The sequence below is a fragment of the Caballeronia sordidicola genome (assembly GCF_001544455.2).
Lineage (GTDB): Bacteria > Pseudomonadota > Gammaproteobacteria > Burkholderiales > Burkholderiaceae > Caballeronia > Caballeronia sordidicola.
The window spans coordinates 528,931-549,916 of the sequence record NZ_FCOC02000003.1 but is presented as its reverse complement, the minus strand read 5'-3'; the positions used below and the strand labels follow the sequence as shown (position 1 = coordinate 549,916).

At 60.9% G+C, this 20,986-nt stretch carries 22 protein-coding genes; 11 read left to right on the top strand and 11 right to left on the bottom strand.

What is annotated here, in order from left to right:
- Positions 1 to 117: 117 nt before the first annotated feature.
- Genes AWB64_RS08800 through zwf form a run of 3 tightly spaced genes read right to left on the bottom strand, consistent with a single transcriptional unit; the run spans position 118 to position 3,360 of the window.
- A complete protein-coding gene (locus AWB64_RS08800) occupies positions 118 to 996 on the bottom strand; it encodes a Cof-type HAD-IIB family hydrolase (RefSeq protein ID WP_060818292.1) in 879 nt (292 codons plus the stop codon).
- Positions 993 to 1,796: an ROK family protein gene (locus AWB64_RS08795; protein WP_060818291.1), complete on the bottom strand. Its 804-nt coding sequence runs from the start codon at positions 1,794 to 1,796 to the stop codon at positions 993 to 995. The genes AWB64_RS08800 and AWB64_RS08795 overlap by 4 nt, the downstream gene beginning before the upstream one ends.
- Positions 1,797 to 1,806: 10 nt before the next feature.
- Positions 1,807 to 3,360, bottom strand: coding sequence for a glucose-6-phosphate dehydrogenase (gene zwf, locus AWB64_RS08790; protein WP_060818290.1), 1,554 nt, complete (start codon positions 3,358 to 3,360; stop codon positions 1,807 to 1,809).
- 204 nt (positions 3,361 to 3,564) lie between these two features.
- Between zwf and AWB64_RS08785 the strand changes: the two genes are divergently transcribed.
- The 5 genes from AWB64_RS08785 to AWB64_RS08765 all read left to right on the top strand — a co-directional run bounded on the left by AWB64_RS08785 (position 3,565) and on the right by AWB64_RS08765 (position 7,527).
- Complete coding sequence (locus AWB64_RS08785; RefSeq protein ID WP_060818289.1) at positions 3,565 to 4,404, top strand: arylamine N-acetyltransferase family protein; 840 nt, start codon at positions 3,565 to 3,567, stop codon at positions 4,402 to 4,404.
- 25 nt (positions 4,405 to 4,429) lie between these two features.
- Positions 4,430 to 6,133, top strand: a complete 1,704-nt coding sequence (locus tag AWB64_RS08780) for a peptidoglycan D,D-transpeptidase FtsI family protein (RefSeq protein WP_060818288.1) — start codon at positions 4,430 to 4,432, stop codon at positions 6,131 to 6,133.
- Between the two features lie 100 nt (positions 6,134 to 6,233).
- Complete coding sequence (locus AWB64_RS08775; protein ID WP_060818287.1) at positions 6,234 to 6,587, top strand: hypothetical protein; 354 nt, start codon at positions 6,234 to 6,236, stop codon at positions 6,585 to 6,587.
- A 54-nt stretch (positions 6,588 to 6,641) separates the two neighbouring features.
- Positions 6,642 to 6,920: a hypothetical protein gene (locus AWB64_RS08770; RefSeq protein WP_060818286.1), complete on the top strand. Its 279-nt coding sequence runs from the start codon at positions 6,642 to 6,644 to the stop codon at positions 6,918 to 6,920.
- A 298-nt stretch (positions 6,921 to 7,218) separates the two neighbouring features.
- A complete protein-coding gene (locus AWB64_RS08765) occupies positions 7,219 to 7,527 on the top strand; it encodes a hypothetical protein (RefSeq protein ID WP_060818431.1) in 309 nt (102 codons plus the stop codon).
- 98 nt (positions 7,528 to 7,625) lie between these two features.
- Here the strand turns inward: AWB64_RS08765 and AWB64_RS08760 are convergent, their stop codons facing one another.
- The gene (locus AWB64_RS08760) at positions 7,626 to 8,483 is read right to left on the bottom strand and encodes a formate/nitrite transporter family protein (RefSeq protein ID WP_060818430.1); all 858 of its coding nucleotides are present in this window, start codon (positions 8,481 to 8,483) and stop codon (positions 7,626 to 7,628) included.
- 275 nt (positions 8,484 to 8,758) lie between these two features.
- Here AWB64_RS08760 and AWB64_RS08755 point away from each other — a divergent pair, with 275 nt between their 5' ends.
- The 5 genes from AWB64_RS08755 to AWB64_RS08735 all read left to right on the top strand — a co-directional run bounded on the left by AWB64_RS08755 (position 8,759) and on the right by AWB64_RS08735 (position 13,043).
- Positions 8,759 to 9,775 (top strand): fatty acid desaturase, encoded by a 1,017-nt coding sequence (locus AWB64_RS08755; RefSeq protein WP_060818285.1) that lies wholly within the window; start codon positions 8,759 to 8,761, stop codon positions 9,773 to 9,775.
- 31 nt (positions 9,776 to 9,806) lie between these two features.
- Positions 9,807 to 10,619: a phosphate/phosphite/phosphonate ABC transporter substrate-binding protein gene (locus AWB64_RS08750; protein WP_060818284.1), complete on the top strand. Its 813-nt coding sequence runs from the start codon at positions 9,807 to 9,809 to the stop codon at positions 10,617 to 10,619.
- 188 nt (positions 10,620 to 10,807) lie between these two features.
- Positions 10,808 to 11,800, top strand: a complete 993-nt coding sequence (locus AWB64_RS08745; RefSeq protein WP_060818283.1) for an LLM class flavin-dependent oxidoreductase — start codon at positions 10,808 to 10,810, stop codon at positions 11,798 to 11,800.
- 272 nt (positions 11,801 to 12,072) lie between these two features.
- Positions 12,073 to 12,318, top strand: a complete 246-nt coding sequence (locus AWB64_RS08740) for a hypothetical protein (protein WP_060818282.1) — start codon at positions 12,073 to 12,075, stop codon at positions 12,316 to 12,318.
- Between the two features lie 410 nt (positions 12,319 to 12,728).
- Positions 12,729 to 13,043 (top strand): H-NS family nucleoid-associated regulatory protein, encoded by a 315-nt coding sequence (locus AWB64_RS08735; protein ID WP_060818281.1) that lies wholly within the window; start codon positions 12,729 to 12,731, stop codon positions 13,041 to 13,043.
- Between the two features lie 127 nt (positions 13,044 to 13,170).
- Here the strand turns inward: AWB64_RS08735 and rhaS are convergent, their stop codons facing one another.
- From rhaS to AWB64_RS08705, 6 genes are all read right to left on the bottom strand, one after another.
- Positions 13,171 to 14,196 (bottom strand): rhamnose ABC transporter substrate-binding protein, encoded by a 1,026-nt coding sequence (gene rhaS / locus AWB64_RS08730; RefSeq protein ID WP_060818280.1) that lies wholly within the window; start codon positions 14,194 to 14,196, stop codon positions 13,171 to 13,173.
- Positions 14,197 to 14,270: 74 nt separating this feature from the next.
- Positions 14,271 to 15,272 (bottom strand): ABC transporter permease, encoded by a 1,002-nt coding sequence (locus AWB64_RS08725; protein WP_060818279.1) that lies wholly within the window; start codon positions 15,270 to 15,272, stop codon positions 14,271 to 14,273.
- Positions 15,265 to 16,305, bottom strand: a complete 1,041-nt coding sequence (locus AWB64_RS08720; protein WP_060818278.1) for an ABC transporter permease — start codon at positions 16,303 to 16,305, stop codon at positions 15,265 to 15,267. The genes AWB64_RS08725 and AWB64_RS08720 overlap by 8 nt, the downstream gene beginning before the upstream one ends.
- Complete coding sequence (locus AWB64_RS08715; protein ID WP_060818277.1) at positions 16,305 to 17,828, bottom strand: sugar ABC transporter ATP-binding protein; 1,524 nt, start codon at positions 17,826 to 17,828, stop codon at positions 16,305 to 16,307. The genes AWB64_RS08720 and AWB64_RS08715 overlap by 1 nt, the downstream gene beginning before the upstream one ends.
- Positions 17,829 to 17,839: 11 nt before the next feature.
- Complete coding sequence (locus AWB64_RS08710) at positions 17,840 to 18,730, bottom strand: amidohydrolase family protein (protein WP_060818276.1); 891 nt, start codon at positions 18,728 to 18,730, stop codon at positions 17,840 to 17,842.
- Between the two features lie 43 nt (positions 18,731 to 18,773).
- The gene (locus tag AWB64_RS08705) at positions 18,774 to 19,088 is read right to left on the bottom strand and encodes an L-rhamnose mutarotase (protein WP_060818275.1); all 315 of its coding nucleotides are present in this window, start codon (positions 19,086 to 19,088) and stop codon (positions 18,774 to 18,776) included.
- Between the two features lie 162 nt (positions 19,089 to 19,250).
- On the opposite strand from AWB64_RS08705, the gene AWB64_RS08700 reads away from it, so the two are divergent.
- Positions 19,251 to 20,201 (top strand): LysR family transcriptional regulator, encoded by a 951-nt coding sequence (locus AWB64_RS08700; RefSeq protein WP_060818429.1) that lies wholly within the window; start codon positions 19,251 to 19,253, stop codon positions 20,199 to 20,201.
- Here AWB64_RS08700 and lra1 read toward each other — a convergent pair.
- Complete coding sequence (gene lra1 / locus AWB64_RS08695; protein WP_060818274.1) at positions 20,188 to 20,970, bottom strand: L-rhamnose 1-dehydrogenase Lra1; 783 nt, start codon at positions 20,968 to 20,970, stop codon at positions 20,188 to 20,190. The genes AWB64_RS08700 and lra1 overlap by 14 nt on opposite strands.
- Between the last annotated feature and the right edge of the window lie 16 nt (positions 20,971 to 20,986).

The following is a 20,986-nucleotide window of genomic DNA, read 5'->3' as shown; positions in this document are numbered from 1 at the left end:
TCGAGAGCCCAGGCTTCGTCGACGCCGCCGCTGGATGCTGTCGGTAAGCATCGCGTGGCGTCGATGGCGCTCTCCCGTTCGCATAAATCGACTTCCCTCGCTGGTCCCACCACGGGTTCACTCACGGACCGCGAGCAATCCGCTTACGCCCATTGCGAAACCGTCTTCGTCGTTTGTTGACGATACAAACGTCGCGCTTTCCTGCACCTGTGCGGACGCCTGGCCCATCACAATCGATACGCCCGCCACATCGAACATGGCGACGTCGTTCTGCATGTCTCCCAGCACCGCGACCTTTTCCAGCGCCACCCCGGCAAGTTGCGCCAGTTCGCGGATGCCCTCGCCTTTGTTCGCGAGCGGATGCGTGATGTCGAGGTAATAGCTTTGCGAGCGCATGGCAATGGCGCGCCCTTTCAGCGTGCCTTGCAATTCGGCTTCCTTGCGTGCGAGCAACGCAGCGTCCTTGGTCGACGCCACGATTTTCTCGACCGATCCCAGGTCTATACCATCGAAACTTTTCACCACCACCGCGTCGTACCCCACGGTCCGGCGCTCGAGCGACACATAGTCCCCGCCGGGATTCGTGATGTACCACGCGTCGTCGATGAACACCCACGCATCTATGCCGTCCCGCGCGAGGCTTTCCAGCGCGGTCTCGGCGGCCTCCCGTGCGAGCCAGTGCGCGTTCATGGTCCGCCAGCCCGTGGGATCGACTAGCTTGCCGCCGTTGAAGGCGGCGAATGGCGTGGTGACTCCGAGCGTTTCGACGATCGAGCGCATGCCCTTTCCCGGCCGGCTGCTCGCCACCGTAAAGCGCACGCCTGCGGCGCTCAGCTTGCGCACCGCCTCTTTCGCGGGGCTGCCAAGGGTTTTATCGGTGTAGAGCAGCGTGCCGTCGCAATCGGTGATCACGAGTTCGATTTTTGACAGCGCATTGAGCGCCCGATCCGGATCGTCGTGCGAGCGGTGGGTGAGCTTGAGACCGGCCGGAGTCATTCGAACGCTCCTGGCGGCAGTTGACGCGTTTCGCGCACCGAGCGCGGATGCCAGAGGCGCGCGCCGCCTTCGATTCCAGCTTCGTTCGACACGACTTTCACGTTGTCCGGCAGATCGAACTTGAGATTGGCCGCATTGCCGCCACCGATCCAGAGACGGTCATAGTTGACAAGCGAACTTAGTATGCCGATGACCTTCTCCACACGGCGATTCCAGCGCTTGTTGCCGGTTTTGTCGCGTGCGGCGTTGCCCAGGTATTCGTCATATGTCTTGTTCTTGTTGACCGGGTGATGCGCGAGTTCCAGATGAGGCATCAGTTCGCCATCGCGGAAAAGCGCGGTGCCGGCTCCCGTGCCAAGCGTCAGAACAAACTCGATACCCTTTCCTTCAATGGCCGCGAGTCCCTGCATTTCGGCGTCGTTGATGATGCGCACTGGCAAATGGTGGCCGAGTTGATCCGAAAGCATTTGCGCGAGCGGCACGTTGCGCCAGCTTTCGTTGCCCAGGTTCGGCGCGGTCAGCACATGGTTGTCGCGCACCACGCCCGGAAAACCAATCGAGATGTGCGTGGCCGGCAGCGGCTGCATCAGCGGTTCGACCAGCTTGACCAGCGTATGAACCAGCAATTCCGGCGGACACGGATGCGGCGTCGCGACCTTCAGGCGCTCGGTCAGCATCTTGCCGTGCGCGTCGATAATGGCGGCCTTCAGGCCCGTTCCGCCCACGTCGATAGCGAGAATACGTTCGGCCAAGGTACGTTTTGCCGGCTTGCTTGCTGCTTTCTTTACTGCTGTCCCCATCAGGGTTCTCCTAGTTCTTGTCGTTGTGATCGGTGTTCTTGGTGTGCTCGTCAACAAGCGGGCGCCATGAGCGGCCGTCGGCTTGCAGCAGCGCATCGGCTTCGTTCGGTCCGGCGCTTCCCGCCGTATAGCCATGAACCGGCAACGGACCGCCTTCGGGATGAAGCACGGGATCGACCGCCGCCCAGCTTGTCTCGATGCTGTCCGCGCGCTGGAACAGCGTTTCATCGCCGAGCATGCAGTCATACAGCAGCGTTTCGTAGCCTACGTTGGGTTTTTCATCGAAGAAATCGCCGTATTTGAACGATGATTTCACGGCCCCGACCTGCATTACCGGACCGGGCACCTTCACGTTGAAATCGAAGGTCGTGCCGTGTTCCGGATCGATGCGTAACGTCAGCACGTTCGGCACCAGCGTATCTACCGGCGTGTCCCGGAACAGCAGGAACGGCACAGCCTTCAATTGCACCGATATCTCCGTGCGCCGCGCCGTCATGCGCTTGCCCGTGCGCAAATAAAACGGCACGCCCGCCCAGCGCCAGTTCTCGACAAACACTCGCGCCGCCGCATACGTCTCGGTCTGGCTGTCGGGCGCGACGTCCGCTTCTTCGCGATAACCGGGAACGCTGTCCGATTTCTCGTATTGACCGAGCACGACATCGCTGGGTTTGAGCGGCTGAATGGCGTCGAAGATCTCGGCTTTCTTGTCGCGGACGGCTTCGGCATCGAAAGAGTTCGGCGGTTCCATGGCGACCATGCCGAGCAACTGGAACAAGTGGTTCGGAACCATGTCGCGAAACGCGCCGGTTTGCTCGTAGAATCCGCCACGCGCTTCCACGCCGATGGTCTCCGCAGCCGTGATTTGGACATGATCGATATATTCGCGCCGGAAGATCGGCTCGAACAGCGCGTTGGCAAAGCGCACGGCAAGAATGCTCTGAACGGTGTCCTTGCCGAGAAAATGGTCGATACGATAAATCTGGTTTTCGCTGGCGAATTTAAGAATGCTCTCGTTCAGATCTTTCGCCGACGCATAGTCATGCCCAAACGGCTTTTCGATCACCACGCGCCGGAACGCATGTTCGTTTTCCTTCAGCAATCCTGCCCGGCCAAGTCGCTCCACAATGGGTTTGAAGAAGCGCGAACTGACCGCGAGATAAAAAATGACATTTCCGCTATCCCCTAAGGTCTGCTTTAGCTTGTTGAATACGTCGTCCGTTTCGAATTCGCCCGCCACGTACTGCAGGCGGTCTGCAACCCACTTCCATGCCTGCTCGTTCAACTGGGCGGTGTGAAAGGCGCCGGCTTTATCGGCGGCGAACTTTTTGAGGGATTCGGTCAACTGGTCACGCCAGGCACTGGTTTCGAGCTCGCCGTGATTGACGCCGATGATCTTCATGTTGTCGTCGAGCAAACCGTCCGACGACAGGTTGTAAAGTGCCGGCATCAAGAGCCGCTTGGTCAGGTCGCCGGCAGCGCCGAAGATCACAAGCGTGCAGGGCGGAGCGGGATGTTTGCCGGGAGATGGCGGGGAGGATGAAGCGGTAGCAAGTGGGGTCGACATAGGGTTCTTTAAAAGAAGAGTTGAACGCACTGCCCATTAGAGACCATGTTAGACGTCCGACAGTTCAAAATCGTGATCAAACGGCGGGCTTACGCCCGCCGCCGTATGCAATATGTAATAAAGGCTGGGCCGTACCGTAGAATGACGGCACCTCGCGGCGGCACGCCCGGCCTCGTTCCCCTATCAGGGCAGGAGCTTCAACACATGACTCAGACACTCTCGACGGCGCAGCTCGCCGCCTATTTCGACCGTATTGGCTATACCGGCCCGCATGAAGCGAGCTCCGGGGTGCTGCACGCGCTGCACCGGCTGCATCCGCAAGCTATTCCGTTTGAAAACATCGACACGCTGCTTGGCGTCACGCCTCGGCTCGATCTCGAGTCGGTGTTCGCCAAGCTGGTGAGCGCGCGGCGCGGCGGATATTGCTATGAACACAACCTGTTGTTCCGGGCTATGCTGGAAACGCTCGGATTCGAGACGACCGGGCTTGCCGCGCGCGTGCTATGGGCCGATCCGGACGCCGTGCCGGCGCGCACGCACATGATGCTGCTCGTGGAAACGCCGGATGAAACGTGGCTTGCCGACGTGGGATTCGGCAGCATGACGCTCACCGCGCCGCTCGTTTTCGATAACGGCCGGGAGCAGGCCACGCCGCACGAGACGTTCCGCCTCGACCTGATCGAGCACGGCGATTTCAAGTTGCAGGTGAAACTCGGCGACACCTGGAAGCCGGTCTACCGTTTCGACCTCGAGCCGCAGTTGGCCGCCGACTACGCCATGGCGAACCACTATGTGTCCACGCTCCCCGAGTCGATCTTCACGGGTCACCTGATCGTCGCGCGTGTGATGCCAGGGCAACGGCAAACGCTGTTCGACCGGACGCTGACGCATCGCGGCGCCGCCGAGGAGCATCGTGAAATCGCAACAGCCGCCGAGTTGCGCCGCGTGCTGAAAGACGGCTTTGGCCTTGCATCGCCGGAGAACGCCGGATTCGAGGACGTGCTTGAACGCCTGGTTGCGCAACCCGCGTCCGCCACGACCTGACTCATCCAACCGACTCGACCGAAGCATGCGTAAAACCGCCAGGCGTGCTCACGAAGCGTATCAAACGCCCGTGAAGAACGCCGTCCTCGAAAGCCGGCTGCCACAGTGGCGCTCCACGCTCGTCGTACTGCTGATGTTCGCCGCGTTTGCGACGCTGGCGGCGCGCGCGCTGTGGGTGCAGGTCGTGAACCAGGACTTTTATATCGGCGAAGGGCAAAAGCGGTATCAGCGCACGCTCGAACTGTCCGCCACGCGCGGGCGCATTGTCGATCGCAACGGCGCGATGCTCGCCGTGAGCCTTGCGACGTATTCAATCTGGGCCACGCCGTCGCGCTTCGATACCGAAACACGCCCGCAGGTCGCGCGGCTTCTCGGCATGCCCGAGAAAGAGCTTGCACGCCGGCTCGGAACGGAGCGTTCGTTCGTCCTGCTCAAACGTCAGGTCGATGCCGACGTGGCAACGCGTATCGCGGAAACGGGGCTCGCGGGCGTCACGCTCGTCGCCGATACCAAGCGCTTTTATCCCGAAGGCGAGTCGGCGGCGCATATCGTCGGATTTACGGACAACGAGGACAAGGGCCAGGAAGGCGTGGAGCTTGCGGCCAACGACCGGCTGACGGGCGAGCATGGTCAGCGCGAAGTGATTCGCGACCGGCTGGGACGCGTTGTGTCCGAGATCGGCGAAACCGAATTGCCGGAGAACGGCGAGACGATCCACCTGACCATCGACCGGCGCATCCAGCAGCTTGCCCACACGCAACTCGCGGCGGCGATTGCAAAGCACAAGGCGCGCGCGGGCAGCGTGGTCGTGCTCGATGCAAAGAACGGCGAAATCCTCGCGCTTGCCAACTATCCGACCTTCGACCCGAACGACCGCTCGCGCCTGACCGGCGAGCAATTGCGCAACCGGGCGCTGACCGACACGTTCGAGCCCGGCTCCGCCATCAAGCCGCTGGTTGCGGCGCTCGCCATCGACATGGGGCAAGTTCGGCCCGAGACCCGTATCGATACCTCGCCGGGCACGTTCAAGCTCGGGCCCAATACCATCCACGACACGTCGAATCACGGCGTCATCACGGTGTCGGAAGCCGTGCAGATGTCGAGCAACATTGCATTGACAAAACTTTCGCTCAGGCTGCCGGCGAAAACGGTGTGGGACAAGTACCGGCAATATGGCATTGGGCAAGCGCCGGAACTGACCTTCCCGGGCGCAGCAACCGGCCGCTTGCGAAGCTATCAGCGCTGGAGGCCGATCGAGCAGGCGACCATGGCGTACGGATACGGCCTGTCGTTGTCGCTGCTGCAGATTGCGCAGGTGTACACCGCTTATGCGGGAACCGGTGAATTGCGCCAGTCCACGCTCGTGCGCGGCCGGGCTGCGCCGGAACCCGTGCAGGTCACCAAGGCCACGACGGCCGCGGCCGTGCGCGACATGCTCGAACTCGCGATGGGCCCCCGTGGCACGGGACGTGCGGCAGCGGTAGAGGGTTATCGCGTGGGCGGCAAGACCGGCACGGCGCGCAAACAGATCGGGGGTACCTATGCCGCGAACAAGTATCGTGCGTCGTTTGTCGGAATGGCGCCCATGAGCGACCCGCAAGTGATCGTCGCCGTGATGATCGATGAACCGTCGGCAGGCTCCTATTACGGCGGAACCGTGGCGGGCCCGGTATTTTCGGGCGTTGTCGGCGGGACCATGCAGCTTCTGGGCGTGCCGCCCGATGCCTGACAAGACCGGACACCCGGGCCGACGCAAACCGTAAGGCCACTGTGATGTAATCGGCATCACGCACTACAGCGTCGCCGTGGCTGAATACTTGAAGGACACCATGAAAAAGATTGCATGCGCTCTCGCGCTTCCCGTATTTTTGCTCCAGGCCTGCGGCCAGTTCCATAACGCCGACGCCGGACAGCCCGAAGTCGAAACCGCCACCAATGCGTCGGTCACGAGCATCGTCCAGTGTCTGACGGACGAAGCCCAGAAACACGATGCGAAGTTCAAGAAAACGCCGATTCCGCAAGGCACCATGCTCGAATTCGGCGACTCGAACGTGATCAAGGTCCGCTTCGATAACGGCGAAACCTCGTATCGCTTTTATCCGGGCGAACGGCACGTATCGAACCTGTGGCTCGAGGGCGCGAGCAAGAAATGCGCGCCGGGAAGCAACGGCGCCGGCTCCTGATGGGTTCGCCTTCCAGACTCACAGGACAGAGACAAATCAAGCAGCGGCCCGGTCATGCGATCCACTAAAGCCATCTATGCCGTGGAGCGGCTCAAGACGCGCTCGGGTAACGCTCAATACGCCGCGGTCAGCCTGAGCGGCGGTCTCTTCTATCTCGTCGACCGGGCGCTGGCTGGCGAGCAGAAACTTTCCTCGCCGCTGCCGCTTGACGATTTCGTCACCTTCGTGAATGCGCTCAAGCCCGAAAAACCCCGGCGCGTGAGCAAGCTCGACCTTGCCATGGACGAGCAGATCAAACGCAGCGGCCGCGCCCGCGCGCCCAAGACCGAGTAATCTTTACGCCGCAACGCCCCGCCCCATACGGCAATTTACCGCGAAAACGTTTGCGCGTTTTATCGATAGAAGCGCCATGTTTCCTTGCGCACCGAGCGGCTTGTTCAATGTGCGATTCCAGACAGTGCGCACGCGCCGCGTTGGGTGAGTATGCATTGACGGTCGCATCAAACCGGGGCCGCCCGACGCGCAGATAAGCACGCGGGCGAAGGGGAAAAAAGCCGGACGACGCACAACGGGCCATGTCATCGGAGAAGTGACAGCGCGCGGCAGTACACCGGCAAAAATGGTGGCACAGATGAAAAGCAAAAACGGTGCAGCATCAGGGGGCCTTAAAACATCGTCGCATGCAGACGCGGAACTTCAGCACATTGAACGCGCAATCGGCCAGTTGCGCGCGATGAGCCAGAAACCCGCAGGCGCGCTTAACGTGGACTATTGGCGCGAACGGCTCGCCGCGGTCAGCGGTGAGCACGTGCTGGTTCCGGCGCAAAGGCGGCGCATCGACGCGCTGAAGAAAGTACTCGATTCATTTTCACAACCGCCTGGCGGTCCCGCTTCGGGGCGCAAAAGGTCGACCAACAGGCTTTGGGCGAAAGCGGCGTGACCGCGCCGCTTTCGCCATCGCGCACGCACGCGCGTTTGTTGTTTATTGTTGGTGTTGTTGGCGTAGTGACGTGACCGCGGGTCTGTCGAGCACCACGCTTATTCAATCTCGGGCGCAATGGCCGCGTGGTTGACGATCGCCACGAGCGAAATCCCGCCGATCATATTGCCGATAAACGTCGGCGCCAGAAAGACCAGCAGGTAGTCGCGAATGCTCGCGGCACCGGTCATGACCGCGTAGGACGTTTCCACTGATCCCGCGATCACGTGCGAGAGCTTGCTCACGGCAACCGTATATGTGATCAGCAGGATAGTCAGGAAACGCGCCGAACGCGCGCTTGGCAAAAGCCACACCATCAATGCGATCAACCATCCGGCGAATATCGCGCGCACGACGGTTACGCCGAAACTCGCGGAAAGCGGTAGCTGCGCCAGTTTTCCGAGCGACTCGACGACATCGTCCGGAAAGACGCCGTGGATCTGCAGGATCGCGGCGAAGATGATCGTTCCGATCAGGTTGAAAGTCAGCACGATTGCCCAGAGGCGGAAGGTCTTCAACAACGTCTTCAGGTCGCGGCGTGTGAGTACCGGCAACACGGCGCTGAGCGTGCTTTCTGTGAACAGCTGCTGGCGCCCGAGAATCACGATCACGAAACCAATCGTGTATCCAAACGATGCCACCAGGTCGCGCCAGGGTTCATCGGGCAATGCGCTCAAAAGCGTGGCCTGCGTGAGAAACGAAAAGCCTATCGATAAACCCGCCGCAAGCGCCGACCATGCAAGCGCGAAAAAAGTGCGGTCCATGGCGGTCTCGCCTTCCTCGCGCACGATCTCGTGGATGACAAGCGCGTGCGGGGAGGAATGCTCGGCGGCTTGTGCTTTTTCGTCGCCGTCGAGGTGCGGAGAATCGGAACCCGCTTTGTCGTTTTGTTCCCGTGCTTCGTGTTCTTGCGGCATCGCATGCTCCGTGCGGCGTTCGCCAGCCATCGGCCAACGGGGCGCCGTCTTGTTTTGCCATGTCCGGATGGACGCGGCCGCTCGCTTTAAAAAGCGGGGTTGCATCGAAGGAGCAGGAAAGATGCCTACTAAACGCTTACAGCTTCCAGAGTAGCCGACCGGCGCTCAGCGGAATAAGAAGATTCTTCACATCGGAACAAGCTTAGCGGGATTGCTTGGTTTGGCGCGCGACGGCCCGACGCTAAGATCGTGGCTCGATCCGTCACCGAATTCCCATGAGTCTTTACATCGACGACGCTCAACGCCGGAAGATCCATCAGCTTCGCGCTTCGTGGCGCTGGCGCAGCGAGTGGCCGACGTGGCTGCTGATCGTGGCTCTGTATTGCGGATGGTTCGGCACGGCGCTCAACGCGCGCTTCCTTGGCCTTCCCATAGCCGCCGGGATTCTCGCCGTGCTGTCCTGCCTTTATCTGTCACTTCAGCACGAGTTGCTGCATGGTCATCCGACACGCTTTCCGCTGATCAACGCGCTGTTCGGCATTGCGCCGCTTGCCGTGTGGTTTCCTTACGCGGTGTATCGCGAATCGCATCTGCGCCATCACGACGACGTTCATCTCACCGATCCCGATCTGGATCCGGAAACCTACTTCGTGTCGGCCGGACGTTGGCGCGAAGCGGGTATCGTGGTGCGCGGCCTGTTGACGTTGCGCAATACCTTCTTCGGACGCCTCTTGCTCGCGCCGCTGTTTTCGATCGCGTCTACCCTTGGGTCGGCGATCGTGGACATTGCGCGCGGGAATGTCCGGATGGCTGGCGCGTGGGCGCTGCATCTGGCGTTGCTCGGCGCGCTCATGACGTGGCTCGACCATTATTGCGGCATCAGCCCTCTTGTTCTTGTGTTCGCGGTCGGATATCCGGCGCTCGCATTGAGCGCGATCCGCTCGTTCCAGGAACATCGCGCAGCCGATAAGATCAGCGAACGCACCGTCATCAACGAAGCCTCGTGGTTCTGGCGCCTGCTGTTCCTGAACAACAATTTCCATTCGGTTCATCATGATTTGCCGGGCGCGCCGTGGTTCGCATTATCGGCGATCTATCATGGCGATCGAGACGCGTATCTGCAGCGCAATGGCGGGTTTGTCGTGCGGGGCTATCGGGAATGGGTGGTCAGGCATGGCGTGAAGCCAGTCGCGCCGGCGTTGCATCCGCTGCACGCGCGCGCGGACCGGATCGCTCTCGCAGAACGCGACGCCGCCAAGGACGCGAAGTCCGGCGTCGCGCAAGCGGTGTAATCACGCATAAACCGCCGGAAAACGAATCCGCATGAACTGGCTCGCGGCTTTACCGATGTACAACGTCACGCCAGCGCTCGCGGCCGACTGGCGCACATTGCTGGACCATGTGCGGCGCCATGTGCGGCCGTGGCTCGAAGCGCGCGGCGACTCGTTCGAAGTCATCCATCCCAGTACCTCGCTGACCGAATTCTGGCTGCGCGGCGATGTCCTCCTCACGCAAACCTGCGGTTATCCATTGATGCACGCGCTCAATGATCGCGTACAACTTGTCGCGACCCCGATTTTTTCCGTCGATGGCTGCGCGAATGGGGATTATCGGAGTGTATTGGTCGCACGCAAGGCGGCGGGCGTGACATCTCTGGAAAGCAGTCGCGGCCTGCGCGCCGCATACAACAGCGACGATTCCAACAGCGGCATGAACCTGCTGCGTCATGCGGTTGCGCCGTTTGCCAATGGCCGTGCGTTCTTTGCGTCGGTGATCGAAACGGGCGGACATCTCGCCTCGCTCGAAGCGCTGCTGGACAATCGCGCCGATATCGCCGCCATCGACTGCATTAGCTTCGCGTTTGTGCAGGAATATCTTCCGGCGCTTGCGAGCGGCGTGGTTACGATCGGCGTGACGGCGGCGTCGCCCGGCTTGCCGCTGATTGCATCGAAAGACGTTCCGCCCGATGGAATCAGCGCAGTGCGAATCGCGCTGGCGAGTGTGATCGAAGAAGATCCTCCACTGGCCAGGCGGCTCAAGCTCGCTGGCTTCGCCCAGCGTCCGCTCGACGATTACTCGGTCATTCTCGACCTCGAAAACGACGCCGCGCAGCGCGGCTATCCCCGCCTCGCCTGACTGCGGTCACGGCAGACTTTCAGGACTTTCGGCACAATCGGCGTTTACCCACGCGTTCACGGCGCGTGTTTCCGGGTCGTAAGCCGAGTCGCCTGCGTTCGGGCATTGCGCATCTTTCGCGCCAAATAACCGGATGCCGACTCGCACGCATGCCCGCACCGCCCCAGCTCGAAGTCATGGAAGCCGCAATGATCCCCTTTTCAGTTCTCGACCTCTCCCCGATTCCCGCCGGATCGACCGCCGCCGACGCCTTTCGCCATTCGCGCGAACTTGCGCAACACGCGGAAAAGCTCGGCTATCTCCGGTTCTGGCTGGCCGAACATCACAACATGACGGGCATCGCGAGCGCCGCGACGTCCGTTGTGATCGGACACGTTGCCGCGGGCACCAGCACGATTCGCGTCGGCTCCGGCGGCGTCATGTTGCCGAACCACGCGCCGCTCGTGATCGCGGAACAGTTCGGCACACTCGCGTCGCTGTTTCCAGGGCGTATCGACCTGGGCCTTGGGCGCGCGCCCGGCACCGACCAGACGACAGCCCGCGCGCTGCGCCGTGACCTGCAGGGCAGCGCGGACAATTTCCCCGATGACGTCGTGGAACTGCAGCGCTTTTTCGCCGAGCCGGTGGAGGGCCAGCGGGTGCGCGCCGTGCCGGGCGCGGGGCTGGAAGTGCCCATCTGGCTGCTGGGTTCGTCGACCTTCAGCGCGCAACTTGCCGCGGCGCTCGGGCTTCCGTTCGCGTTCGCCTCGCATTTCGCGCCAGATTATCTGCTGACCGCATTGCAGGTGTATCGGACGCAATTCCGCCCGTCGAAACAGCTTGATCGTCCTTATGCGATGGTCGGCGTAAACGTCTTCGCCGCCGACACCACGGACGAGGCGGAATTTCTGTTCACATCCTTGCAGCAGCAGTTCATCAACCTGCGGCGCGGCACGCCGGGGCAGTTGCCGCCGCCCGTGAAACAGGTTCCGTGGAACGACGCCGAACGCGCGGGCGTCGACCATTCCCTTGCATGCTCGGTGATCGGAGATCAGCGGGAGGTGGAAGCGGGCCTCGCCTCGCTGATCGAGCAGACGCAACCCGACGAATTGATTGTCACGGCGCAGATCTACGATCACGCCGCACGGCTGCGCTCGTTCGAAATCACGGCGCAGGCGCGCGCCGCGCTCGCTGCTTTGTAAAGTGTCGCGTGAAGCCGCGCCGTTTTGCGCAGCGGATCTTGCACCTATCGTGCACATAACTCGAACGCAAAGCGGCGCAGCGAACACGCGTTGCGATACTGGACGGGTATCGTTTTGACAAGCAATAATGAGGTCGGCGATCTCACGGCTTGCCGCCTCATGCCCGCTTTTAGTGCCATGCTCATTCATGGCAGGCGTTGCAGCATCGCGCATGCAAAGCCAGTCGAAAGGTCGCGACAATAAGATGTCGGATATCGGAAGGGAGAGAGAGAATGGCAAGAAGTCCCGCCACAGGATCCATGACCTTGCTGACGGAGCGTGATGAAGCAACCGGTCAGGAAGTACGCACGTTGCGTCTCGAACCGGCTGCCGATGGCAAGGCGGTACTGCTGATTGAAATCGATGAAAGGAAGGCCGGGATCCATCGTGAAGTGCGCTATGAAATCACGCCGGCGGAACTGATTGCGGCAATTCGCGCCCACGGCGCGGAATTACCGGGCGAGCAGCATAATCGTTAAAATGATTTAGGCATACAATAGCGGCATTCGGCGCTATCATTTCCGTGTGGCGCCCGCGGTTGTAGGGACAAATTGTTAAATTAGCGGCTGAGTTGAAGGTGTTCACGAAACCTGACCAGCCGCCAGTCGTGCACCGATCTGGTCGTGAGCTTTCAGCCGCTGAATCGGCAACTTGACGCTTCGCACCGATCCGAACCACAGCAACCAGTTTGTAGAACCGTATTCGCATCGACCTATTTTGGTTGAGTCTGGTTATTGCGAGTAAAGCGGTGATTTGCGGTATTACACTAATTGACGCGCGCCATTCAGCGCGCCACGATTTTAGTCAACCCACTTATTCCTCGAGCCGCCCCGGTCCGCGCGGGCAGATGGCTCGCCTTCAAGAAAGTAAAAGCTGAATCAGGACAGCCGTGGACGAAAGAAAGCGAGACAGCATCATTGCCTATTTGCGCAGCCGAATGGCTGAGTTCGGCATTTCCGAAACAGCCTTGGCCGAAGCGTTGGCCGAAGCACAGGCTTCCGTTACTCCTCCCCCGCTCACGAAGAGTTCGAACGCTCCAAAGCGTGCGTTGCCTTCAATGCCTCAAATGCCGGAAAACGCCAATGGCGCGACGCCGGTATTCAGAAATGCAAGCGGCGACACGTGGGATGGGGAAGGCGAAATGCCGGAATGGTTGAAGCGCGCTGTGCACGCCGGGCAGGATATAGAGTTCTACAGGGTTTGAAGCCGCCGGTTTGCCTGGTTGAGCTAGGACCATCTCATCCGCCGGCTTCAGGCATGTCAGGCTGCCAGGTCAGTCTGAAGGGGCGACGTTGCCTTGCGCAATATCGCCCCTTTCGGGCCATTGCCTCCTAGAAGTTGAAATTATCGATATTCGATGAATCGAAGGTCGTCGGCGGTCCAAGCACGACTTCACCGCTCTTGCCTACCGTGCGCTTGCCAAGCTTGCCTGCCTCGAAGCTGTCACCTTCCTTGCCGGTGATCGTGCCCGACGCAAGGTTGGCTGCCGCGTACGCCGCGAGATAACCGAGTTGACCCGGATCCCACAACTGGAACGCCTGCACGGTGCCGTTCTTCACGAACGCGCGCATCTGGTTCGGCGTGCCGAGGCCCGTCACCATCACCTTGCCTTTCGCCGGCGAGGTCGAGATATAGCGCGCCGCGGCCGCTATCCCGACCGTAGTGGGAGAGATGATGCCCTTCAGGTTCGGATAGGCCTGCAGCAAGCCTTGCGTCTCGACGAACGATTTCTGGTCGTCGTCATTGCCGTAGGCGATCTTCACGAGCTTGAGCTTCGAATATTCCGGCTTCTTCAGTTCCTCCTGCATGTACTTGATCCAGGTGTTCTGGTTGGTCGCGTTGGGCGTGGCCGAAAGAATCGCGAACTCGCCCTCGCCGCCCACCAGTTTCGACAATAGCTGGATCTGTCCACGGCCAATCGATTCCGAATTCGCCTGGTTCACGAAAATCTGGCGGCCATCGGGCGCGGTATCGGAGTCGAACGTCACCACCTTGATGCCTTGCCCCATCGCTTTTTTCAGGTAGGGAACGACGGCGTTTGCATCGTTGGCGGCCACCACGATAGCGTCCTGACGCTGCGTGATCAGCGTGTTGATGTATTGCACCTGCGAAGACGCGCCCGCATCCGACGGCCCGACCACCTTGCCCTGCCCGCCCATCTCCTTGATGGCCGCGAGGCCGCCGTCGTCGGCTATGACTTCATAGGGGTTGTTGATCTGCTTGGGCAGGAATGCGATCTTCAGGTCCTTCTTGAGATCGGCGGCGCTCGCGCCAATCGGAATGGCGGCCGCCGCAGAGACCGCGATCAACGCGGCGCATAGCACCGGGCCGCGAAATGATTTCAAGGGTTTGAACATGCCTGTGTCTCCTGATGTCGCGCGCCGCTCCGTTTTGCTGGAGTCTTCACGCTGGTTTTAAAAGCCAACTTTCATCAAAGCGTCCGCGTCATCAGGCGCTTTTCGCGCATGACACGCCAACGTGCAACAAGATTCGGAATCAGCACCGACGACAACAACAAACCGCCCGTCACAATGGTCAGCGTCTCGCTGGAGACATCGGATAAAGTCAGCGCATTGCGCAACACGCCGATGATCAGCAAGGACAGAAGCACACCGATCATCGACCCTCGTCCGCCGAAAATACTCACGCCGCCGAATAGTACGGCCGCGATCACCGACAGCTCGAAGCCTTCGCCGTTGTCACCTCGCGCGCTCGTAAAACGCAATGTATAGACGATGCCCGCGAGCGCACTCATCGCGCCCGAAAGCATGAAAAGCTTGATCTTCGTGCGGGCGACATCGATACCGGAAAACTGCGCGGCCACCGGATTCGCGCCGATTGCGTAAAGGCTGCGCCCAAAGGGCGTGGCCTGCAGCAGCACCGTGAAAATGATTGCACCCACGATCACGAGCACGAAGGGCATTGGCAGGAAAGCCGCGATGGTGTCGATGCCAAACGCGGTGTAGGACGCGGGGAAATCGGCGACGGCCTGATCGCCGAGCAGCACGTAGGCAAGCCCGCGAAACAGCGCCAGCGTGCCGATGGTGACCGCAAGCGAAGGCAGATTGAAGCGCACGATCACAAGGCCGTTGAAGAGCCCCGCCAGCGTCCCAGCCACGAGCACGATGGCAATCACGAGCGGCATGGGCAGGCCCATGTGCCAGAGCACGCCCATCAGCGCGCTCGATGCGCCCAGCACCGACGCCACCGACAAATCGATTTCGGCCGCGACAATGATCAGCGTCATCGGCAAGGCAATCAACGCGATCTCGGTGAAGTCGGCGAGCATGTTGGAAAGGTTCGCGCTCGACAGGAACATGGGCGACAAGATGCGACCGAGGACCAGTGCAAGCACGAGCACCGCCACGAGCATGGTCTCCCACGAAAGATGCCGGCGCCGGGTGAGCGCGAGCGCGGAATCGGGTTTAGCCATGATCGCGTTTCCTCATCATGCGGCGCGCAACCGAGCGCGCCAGCATTGTGTCGAGCGCGATCGCCGCAACGATCAGCGCGCCTTGAATTGCCTGTTGCCAGAAAGGTGACACGCGCAGCACCACCAGCGCGATGTTGATGACGCCCAGCACAAGCGCGCCGAGCGTCGCGCCCATGATGGTACCCACGCCACCCGTGATCGCCACGCTGCCGACGACCGCTGCGGCCACGACCTGCAGTTCTATGCCCTTCGCCGTGCTGGCATCGACGGTACCGAAACGGGCGAGCCACAAGACGCCCGCGAGGCCCGCGATAGCCCCCGACAACAAGAAGCCGATCATCACGCGGCGCTCGACCTGAATGCCCGCGAGACGCGCGGCCTCGGGGTTGGAACCGATCGCGTAATGCTCGCGGCCACCGCGATACTGCTTGAGATAAATGCCGATCGCGACCAGCACCACCACGGCAATCAGCACGAGGTTCGGAACACCCAGCAACGAGCCGGTTGCGATGCGCGAGAAGGCGTCGGGAAGACTGGTTGCGTTGATCTGGCCGCCGTGAACCCATGCGTAATCGGCGCCGCGCACAATGTAGAGCGTGGACAGGGTGGCGACCAGCGAGGGCACGCGCCCGAAGGTCACGAGCGTCCCGTTCACCGCGCCGATCACAAAGCCTATCAAAATGCCAGCAAGCATCGCGACCACAATCGGCATGTGCGGGAACATTACATAAAGACTGCCAACGGAGTACGCGCTCACGCCAACCACCGACGCCACCGACAAGTCGATGTGCCGCATCAGCATCACAACGGTCATGCCGGCGGTCAGCAAACCGATGATCGATACGTTGAGCAGCACGTCACGCAGGTTCTGCAGATTGAGAAACTCCGGCTTGACCGCCGCAGTGGCCGCGACCAGCGCGGCCAGCACGACAAACAGCGTCGCCTCACGGCTGCGAACGAGGTCCGCAAACACGTTGCGGCGTCTCCGTTTTGGCGCGTGCACGGCTGGCATTGCGGAAGAATGCCGGGTCATCATGCGGCCTTCCCCAGCGTGGAGGGCGAAGCGCCGAGCGCCGCGCTCATGACGCGCTCCTCGTTGGCTTCGGCACGCGCAATCTCCGCGCTGATCCGCCCTTCGTGCATGACCAGAATACGGTCGGCCATGCCGAGCACTTCGGGCAACTCGCTCGAAATCATCAGGACTGCCATGCCTTCCTTCACCAACTCAGCGAGCGTGCGATAAACTTCCGCCTTGGCGCCGACGTCGATACCGCGCGTGGGTTCGTCGATGATCAGCACTTTCGGCCCTGTCGCAAGCCACTTTCCGAGCACGACCTTTTGCTGATTGCCGCCGGACAGCGTGCCAACGGGGGCGTCGAGATCGCTTGCCTTGAGGCGCAGGCGCTTGCCCCAATCGGAGGCCAAGGTGGATTCACTACGCGCCGATATCAACCCGTGCCTGACCAGCCGGCCGAGCACGGTCAACGACGCGTTGCGCGCAATGCTCAATTCCAGCGCAAGACCTTGTGCCCGCCGATCCTCCGGCACGAGCGCGAGTCCCGCGCGAACCGCCACCTGCGGACGGCCGAGTTGCAGCGGCTTGCCCGCGATCTTTACTTCGCCCGCGTCCACCGGATCGATGCCGAAGATCGCGCGCGCGACTTCGCTGCGTCCCGCGCCGACCAGTCCCGCCAGCGCCACGATTTCGCCCGCGTGTACCTCGAAGGATACGTTCTTGAACACGCCATCTCGCGTGAGGCCACGCACCGAGAGGCGAACCTCGCCCGGCGCGACGTCGGCCTTCGGATAGAACGTATCGAGATCGCGTCCGACCATCTTGCTCACAATGGAGTCTATGGTCATGTCGGCGGTCATTGCGTCGAAGACCTTCATGCCGTCGCGCATGATCGTCAGGCGTTGCGTCAAGGCAAAGACCTCATCCAGCCGATGCGTGATGAACAAGATGGCGGCATCGCGCTCACGCAACGCGCGCACGATTGCAAACAGCCGTTCGACTTCAGTCAACGACAATGCCGCCGTGGGCTCGTCCATGATGAGCACATTCGCATTCAGGCTCAACGCCTTCGCTATCTCCACCACTTGCTGATCGGCAATCGACAAACCGCGGACCAGCCGCTCCGAGCGCAGATTCACGCCGAGCGATTGCAGCAGCGCATCGACTTCGCGATTCATTTCGTCGTAGCGAATGCGTCCAATACGATCCCGTGGCTGACGCCCCATGTAGATGTTTTCGGCAATCGAGAGGTCTGCGAACAACGTGGGTTCCTGATAGATCACGGCAAGCCCGGCGTCGCGCGCTTCGGCGGGATTTGCAAATGTACGCGCAACACCATCGACCCGCAGTTCGCCCGAGTCCGGTTGATAGACGCCGGCAAGCAGTTTGACGAGCGTCGATTTCCCGGCGCCATTTTCGCCAAGCAGCGCATGCACTTCGCCCGGCCATAACGCGAGGCTGCCGTCGCCGAGCGCGCGCACGCGCCCGAACGATTTGCTCGCGTGCCTCAATTCGAGCCGCGGCGATTGATTCGTGCCCATGCCTGTCTCCTTCAGATGCGATAGATTCGCTCTGCGTTACTTGTAAAGAGCGCTTCTTTTTCTGTATCGCTGAAATCCTTCACAAGGAACGCATATGCATTCCACAGAGCTTCGTACGACGCAAACAACCGGTCGACTGGAAAGTTCGACGCGAACATCGACCGGTCGCAGCCAAACACGTCAATGGTTTCGAGCACATGGGGACGAAAGCTTTCGACGGTCCACGCGTGATCGAACATCGCCAGGCCGCTGATCTTTACCGCTACGTTCGGGCATGCCGCGAGCGCGCGCATGCCGTCGCGCCATTGCGCTTTACCTTCAGCGGGATCGCGATCCACGCACATGCCCGCATGATTCACGATGAACTGAATCTCGTGATGCTCCTGCGCCAAAGAAGCCGCTTCGTGCATTTGCGACGGATACAACTGCAAATCAAACGACATCGAATAGTGCTTCAGCAGCCCGAAATTCTTGCGCCATTGCGCGTCGCGCATGAAGTGCCGCCTCACGTAGTTGTATAGCGGATTCGAATGCACATTCAGTATCTGACGAATGCCGCGCGTGTTCCGGAACGCCGCATGTGCTGCGAGTATTTCATCCGCGTTTTTCGCCGACAGGTCAGCGCCTGCCACGATTGCGTCCGGCATGCCGCGCCCTTCGTTATCGGCGATTTCCTGCAGCCAGCGCGTTTCCTCGACCGGATCATCCGGGTCATGATTGGCATCCACATGCACGATCTTCAGCACCTGCACCGGCCCGGTTTCACTCAGGAAGTCGTTGATCAGATAGTCGTGCTTCAACTCACGCGCGTCGCCCACGAACGACTTTCCCGGATTCGCCAGCCACGGATAGTGATGCGTCTTCAAGTCCCAAAGATGAATGTGCGGATCGACAACCTGCATGGATATGTCCTCGTGCGGGTAAGCCACCGGCGCAAAAGCGCGGTCAGGGTAAATGGAAAACCGGGACGAGCGCGGTTTGCACCGGCGATCGATCGGGATTCGTTTCCATGAGTTCGGCCATGCTGTCCCACCATTTGCGCATCACGGGCAAATCCGGAAGGTCATCCATGGCATGACCGGGCGCGCGCTTGAGCGTGGCGAAAAGCTGTCCGCTGGTTTCGTCGAGAAAGATCCAGTAATCGCGGACCCCGGCGTGCGTCAGCGCATGCGCCAATTCTGGCCAGATCTCACGATGACGCCGCTCGTATGCATCGCGCATGCCCGGTTTGAGGGTCATCCTGAACGCAATTGTCTCCATTGCGGCCTGCCTTTTAGTTGTGTTGGACCGGCTGCATGCAACCGGTCGAATGCGTCTTTTGGCTACGACTATAATTCGCCGGCTGATAACATGACAATCCGAAGTCAGGATCAGCCGATCGCAAAACCGGATCGCATGATGGCGTTCCGCAACGGAGTCCCAATGACCCAGAACGTGTCTCAGATCGCCCTCGTCAATCGACTCAAGTTCAAGCATCTTGCGCTTCTGGTCGCGCTCGATGACGCGCGCAACCTGCATCAGGCAGCCGTTGCCATCAACGTTGCGCAACCGAGCGCGAGCCGGATGCTGAGCGACATAGAAGAAGCGTTCGGCTTTCTCCTCTTCGAGCGCAACGCACGCGGCATGCAGCCCACACCGCTTGGCGTTACCACGCTCGCCTACGCTCGCCGGGCGCTTGCCGACCTGACGCGCTTTGCCGCCGACCTCGAAAACAAGCGGCGTGGCGGACACGGGCAACTTACCGTGGGCGCGATCATGGGCGCCGCGCCCGATGTGCTCGCCATGGCCATTGCGGAACTCAAGAGCGAACGGCCGCTGCTCAACGTTCGCATTCTTGGCGAGACCAGCGACCAGGTCGTGCAACTGCTGCACAGGCGTGAAGTGGATCTCGCACTCGGCCGCCTCACCACGCCACTGCAACATAACGACTTCGACTTCGAACCGCTCTCGCGTGAAGCAATGCGGCTTGTCGTGCGCGCCGGGCATGCGCTTGGTGCCGAGACATCGCTCGCACTCGACGCGCTGATTTCGTGGCCGTGGATTCTGCAACCGATCACGAGTCCGGCTCGCGGCCTGTTCGAAGAAGAACTGGCTCGCGCCAAGCTTGCATCGCCTTCCAACGTTGTTGAATGCGCGTCGATCTTCGCCACGCTGCAACTCCTGCAAAACAGCGACGCCGTTTCCATGCTGCCCGAGTCCGTCGTGCGCGACTACTTGCGCACCCATTTGCTGGTCGAATTGCCCATCGAAATTGGCAAGAGTCTTTCGGGTTTCGGCTTGCTGCGACGCAAACATGAAACGCTCAGCGAACCCGCCGAGTACTGCATTGCATTGCTGCGTAAATACTCGGCCGGTTCGTTCACTGAAGGTTGACGAACAGGCCGCCGTCGACCAGTAGCGAAGCGCCCGTTACGTAACGCGCGCGGTCGGACGCTAGAAATGTCACGCACTGAGCCACGTCCTCAGGCTGTCCCAGACGTCCCAGCGGAATACGCTTTTCCATGTATGCGCGCTTGGCGGTATCGGCGAGATCTTCCGCGTTCAAGTCCGTGGCAATCGTGCCGGGCATGACCGAGTTGCAGCGAATGCCGTACGGTCCCAACGCAATCGCGCATGATTGCATCAACGAATGCACGCCTGCTTTGGTCGGCGTGTAATGCGTCTGCATCGCGCCGCCAACAAGCGCGCTGATAGAACTCGTGGCGACGATCGCACCGCCCGTTCCCTGCAACTTCATCTGGTTCGCGACCGCTTGCGTGACGTAGAACGCGCCGTTCAGGTTCACGCCGACTGTCGCTTCATATACCGATGCCGGCATGTCGAGAAACGCGTGAAACGGGCAGATGCCGGCGTTGCTTGCGAGAACATCGACATGACCGAACGCATCGACGGCATGTTTCACGAGTTCGATACCCGTCTCGCGCTCCGCCACATTGCCTTCCACCGCGATCACGCGGCGGCCGAGCGCTTCTATTTCGCGCGTCACTTCTTCCACGGCCGATAAGCGCCCATACGAGCGGTCGTTATCGCCCCAGTAATTCAGCACGATGTCCGCGCCTTCCTGCGCGCAAGCCACCGCAATGGCGCGGCCGATACCTCGCGATCCGCCGGTCACGATCACCACTTTTTTCTCGAGCAGCACGATTGACCTCAATTGC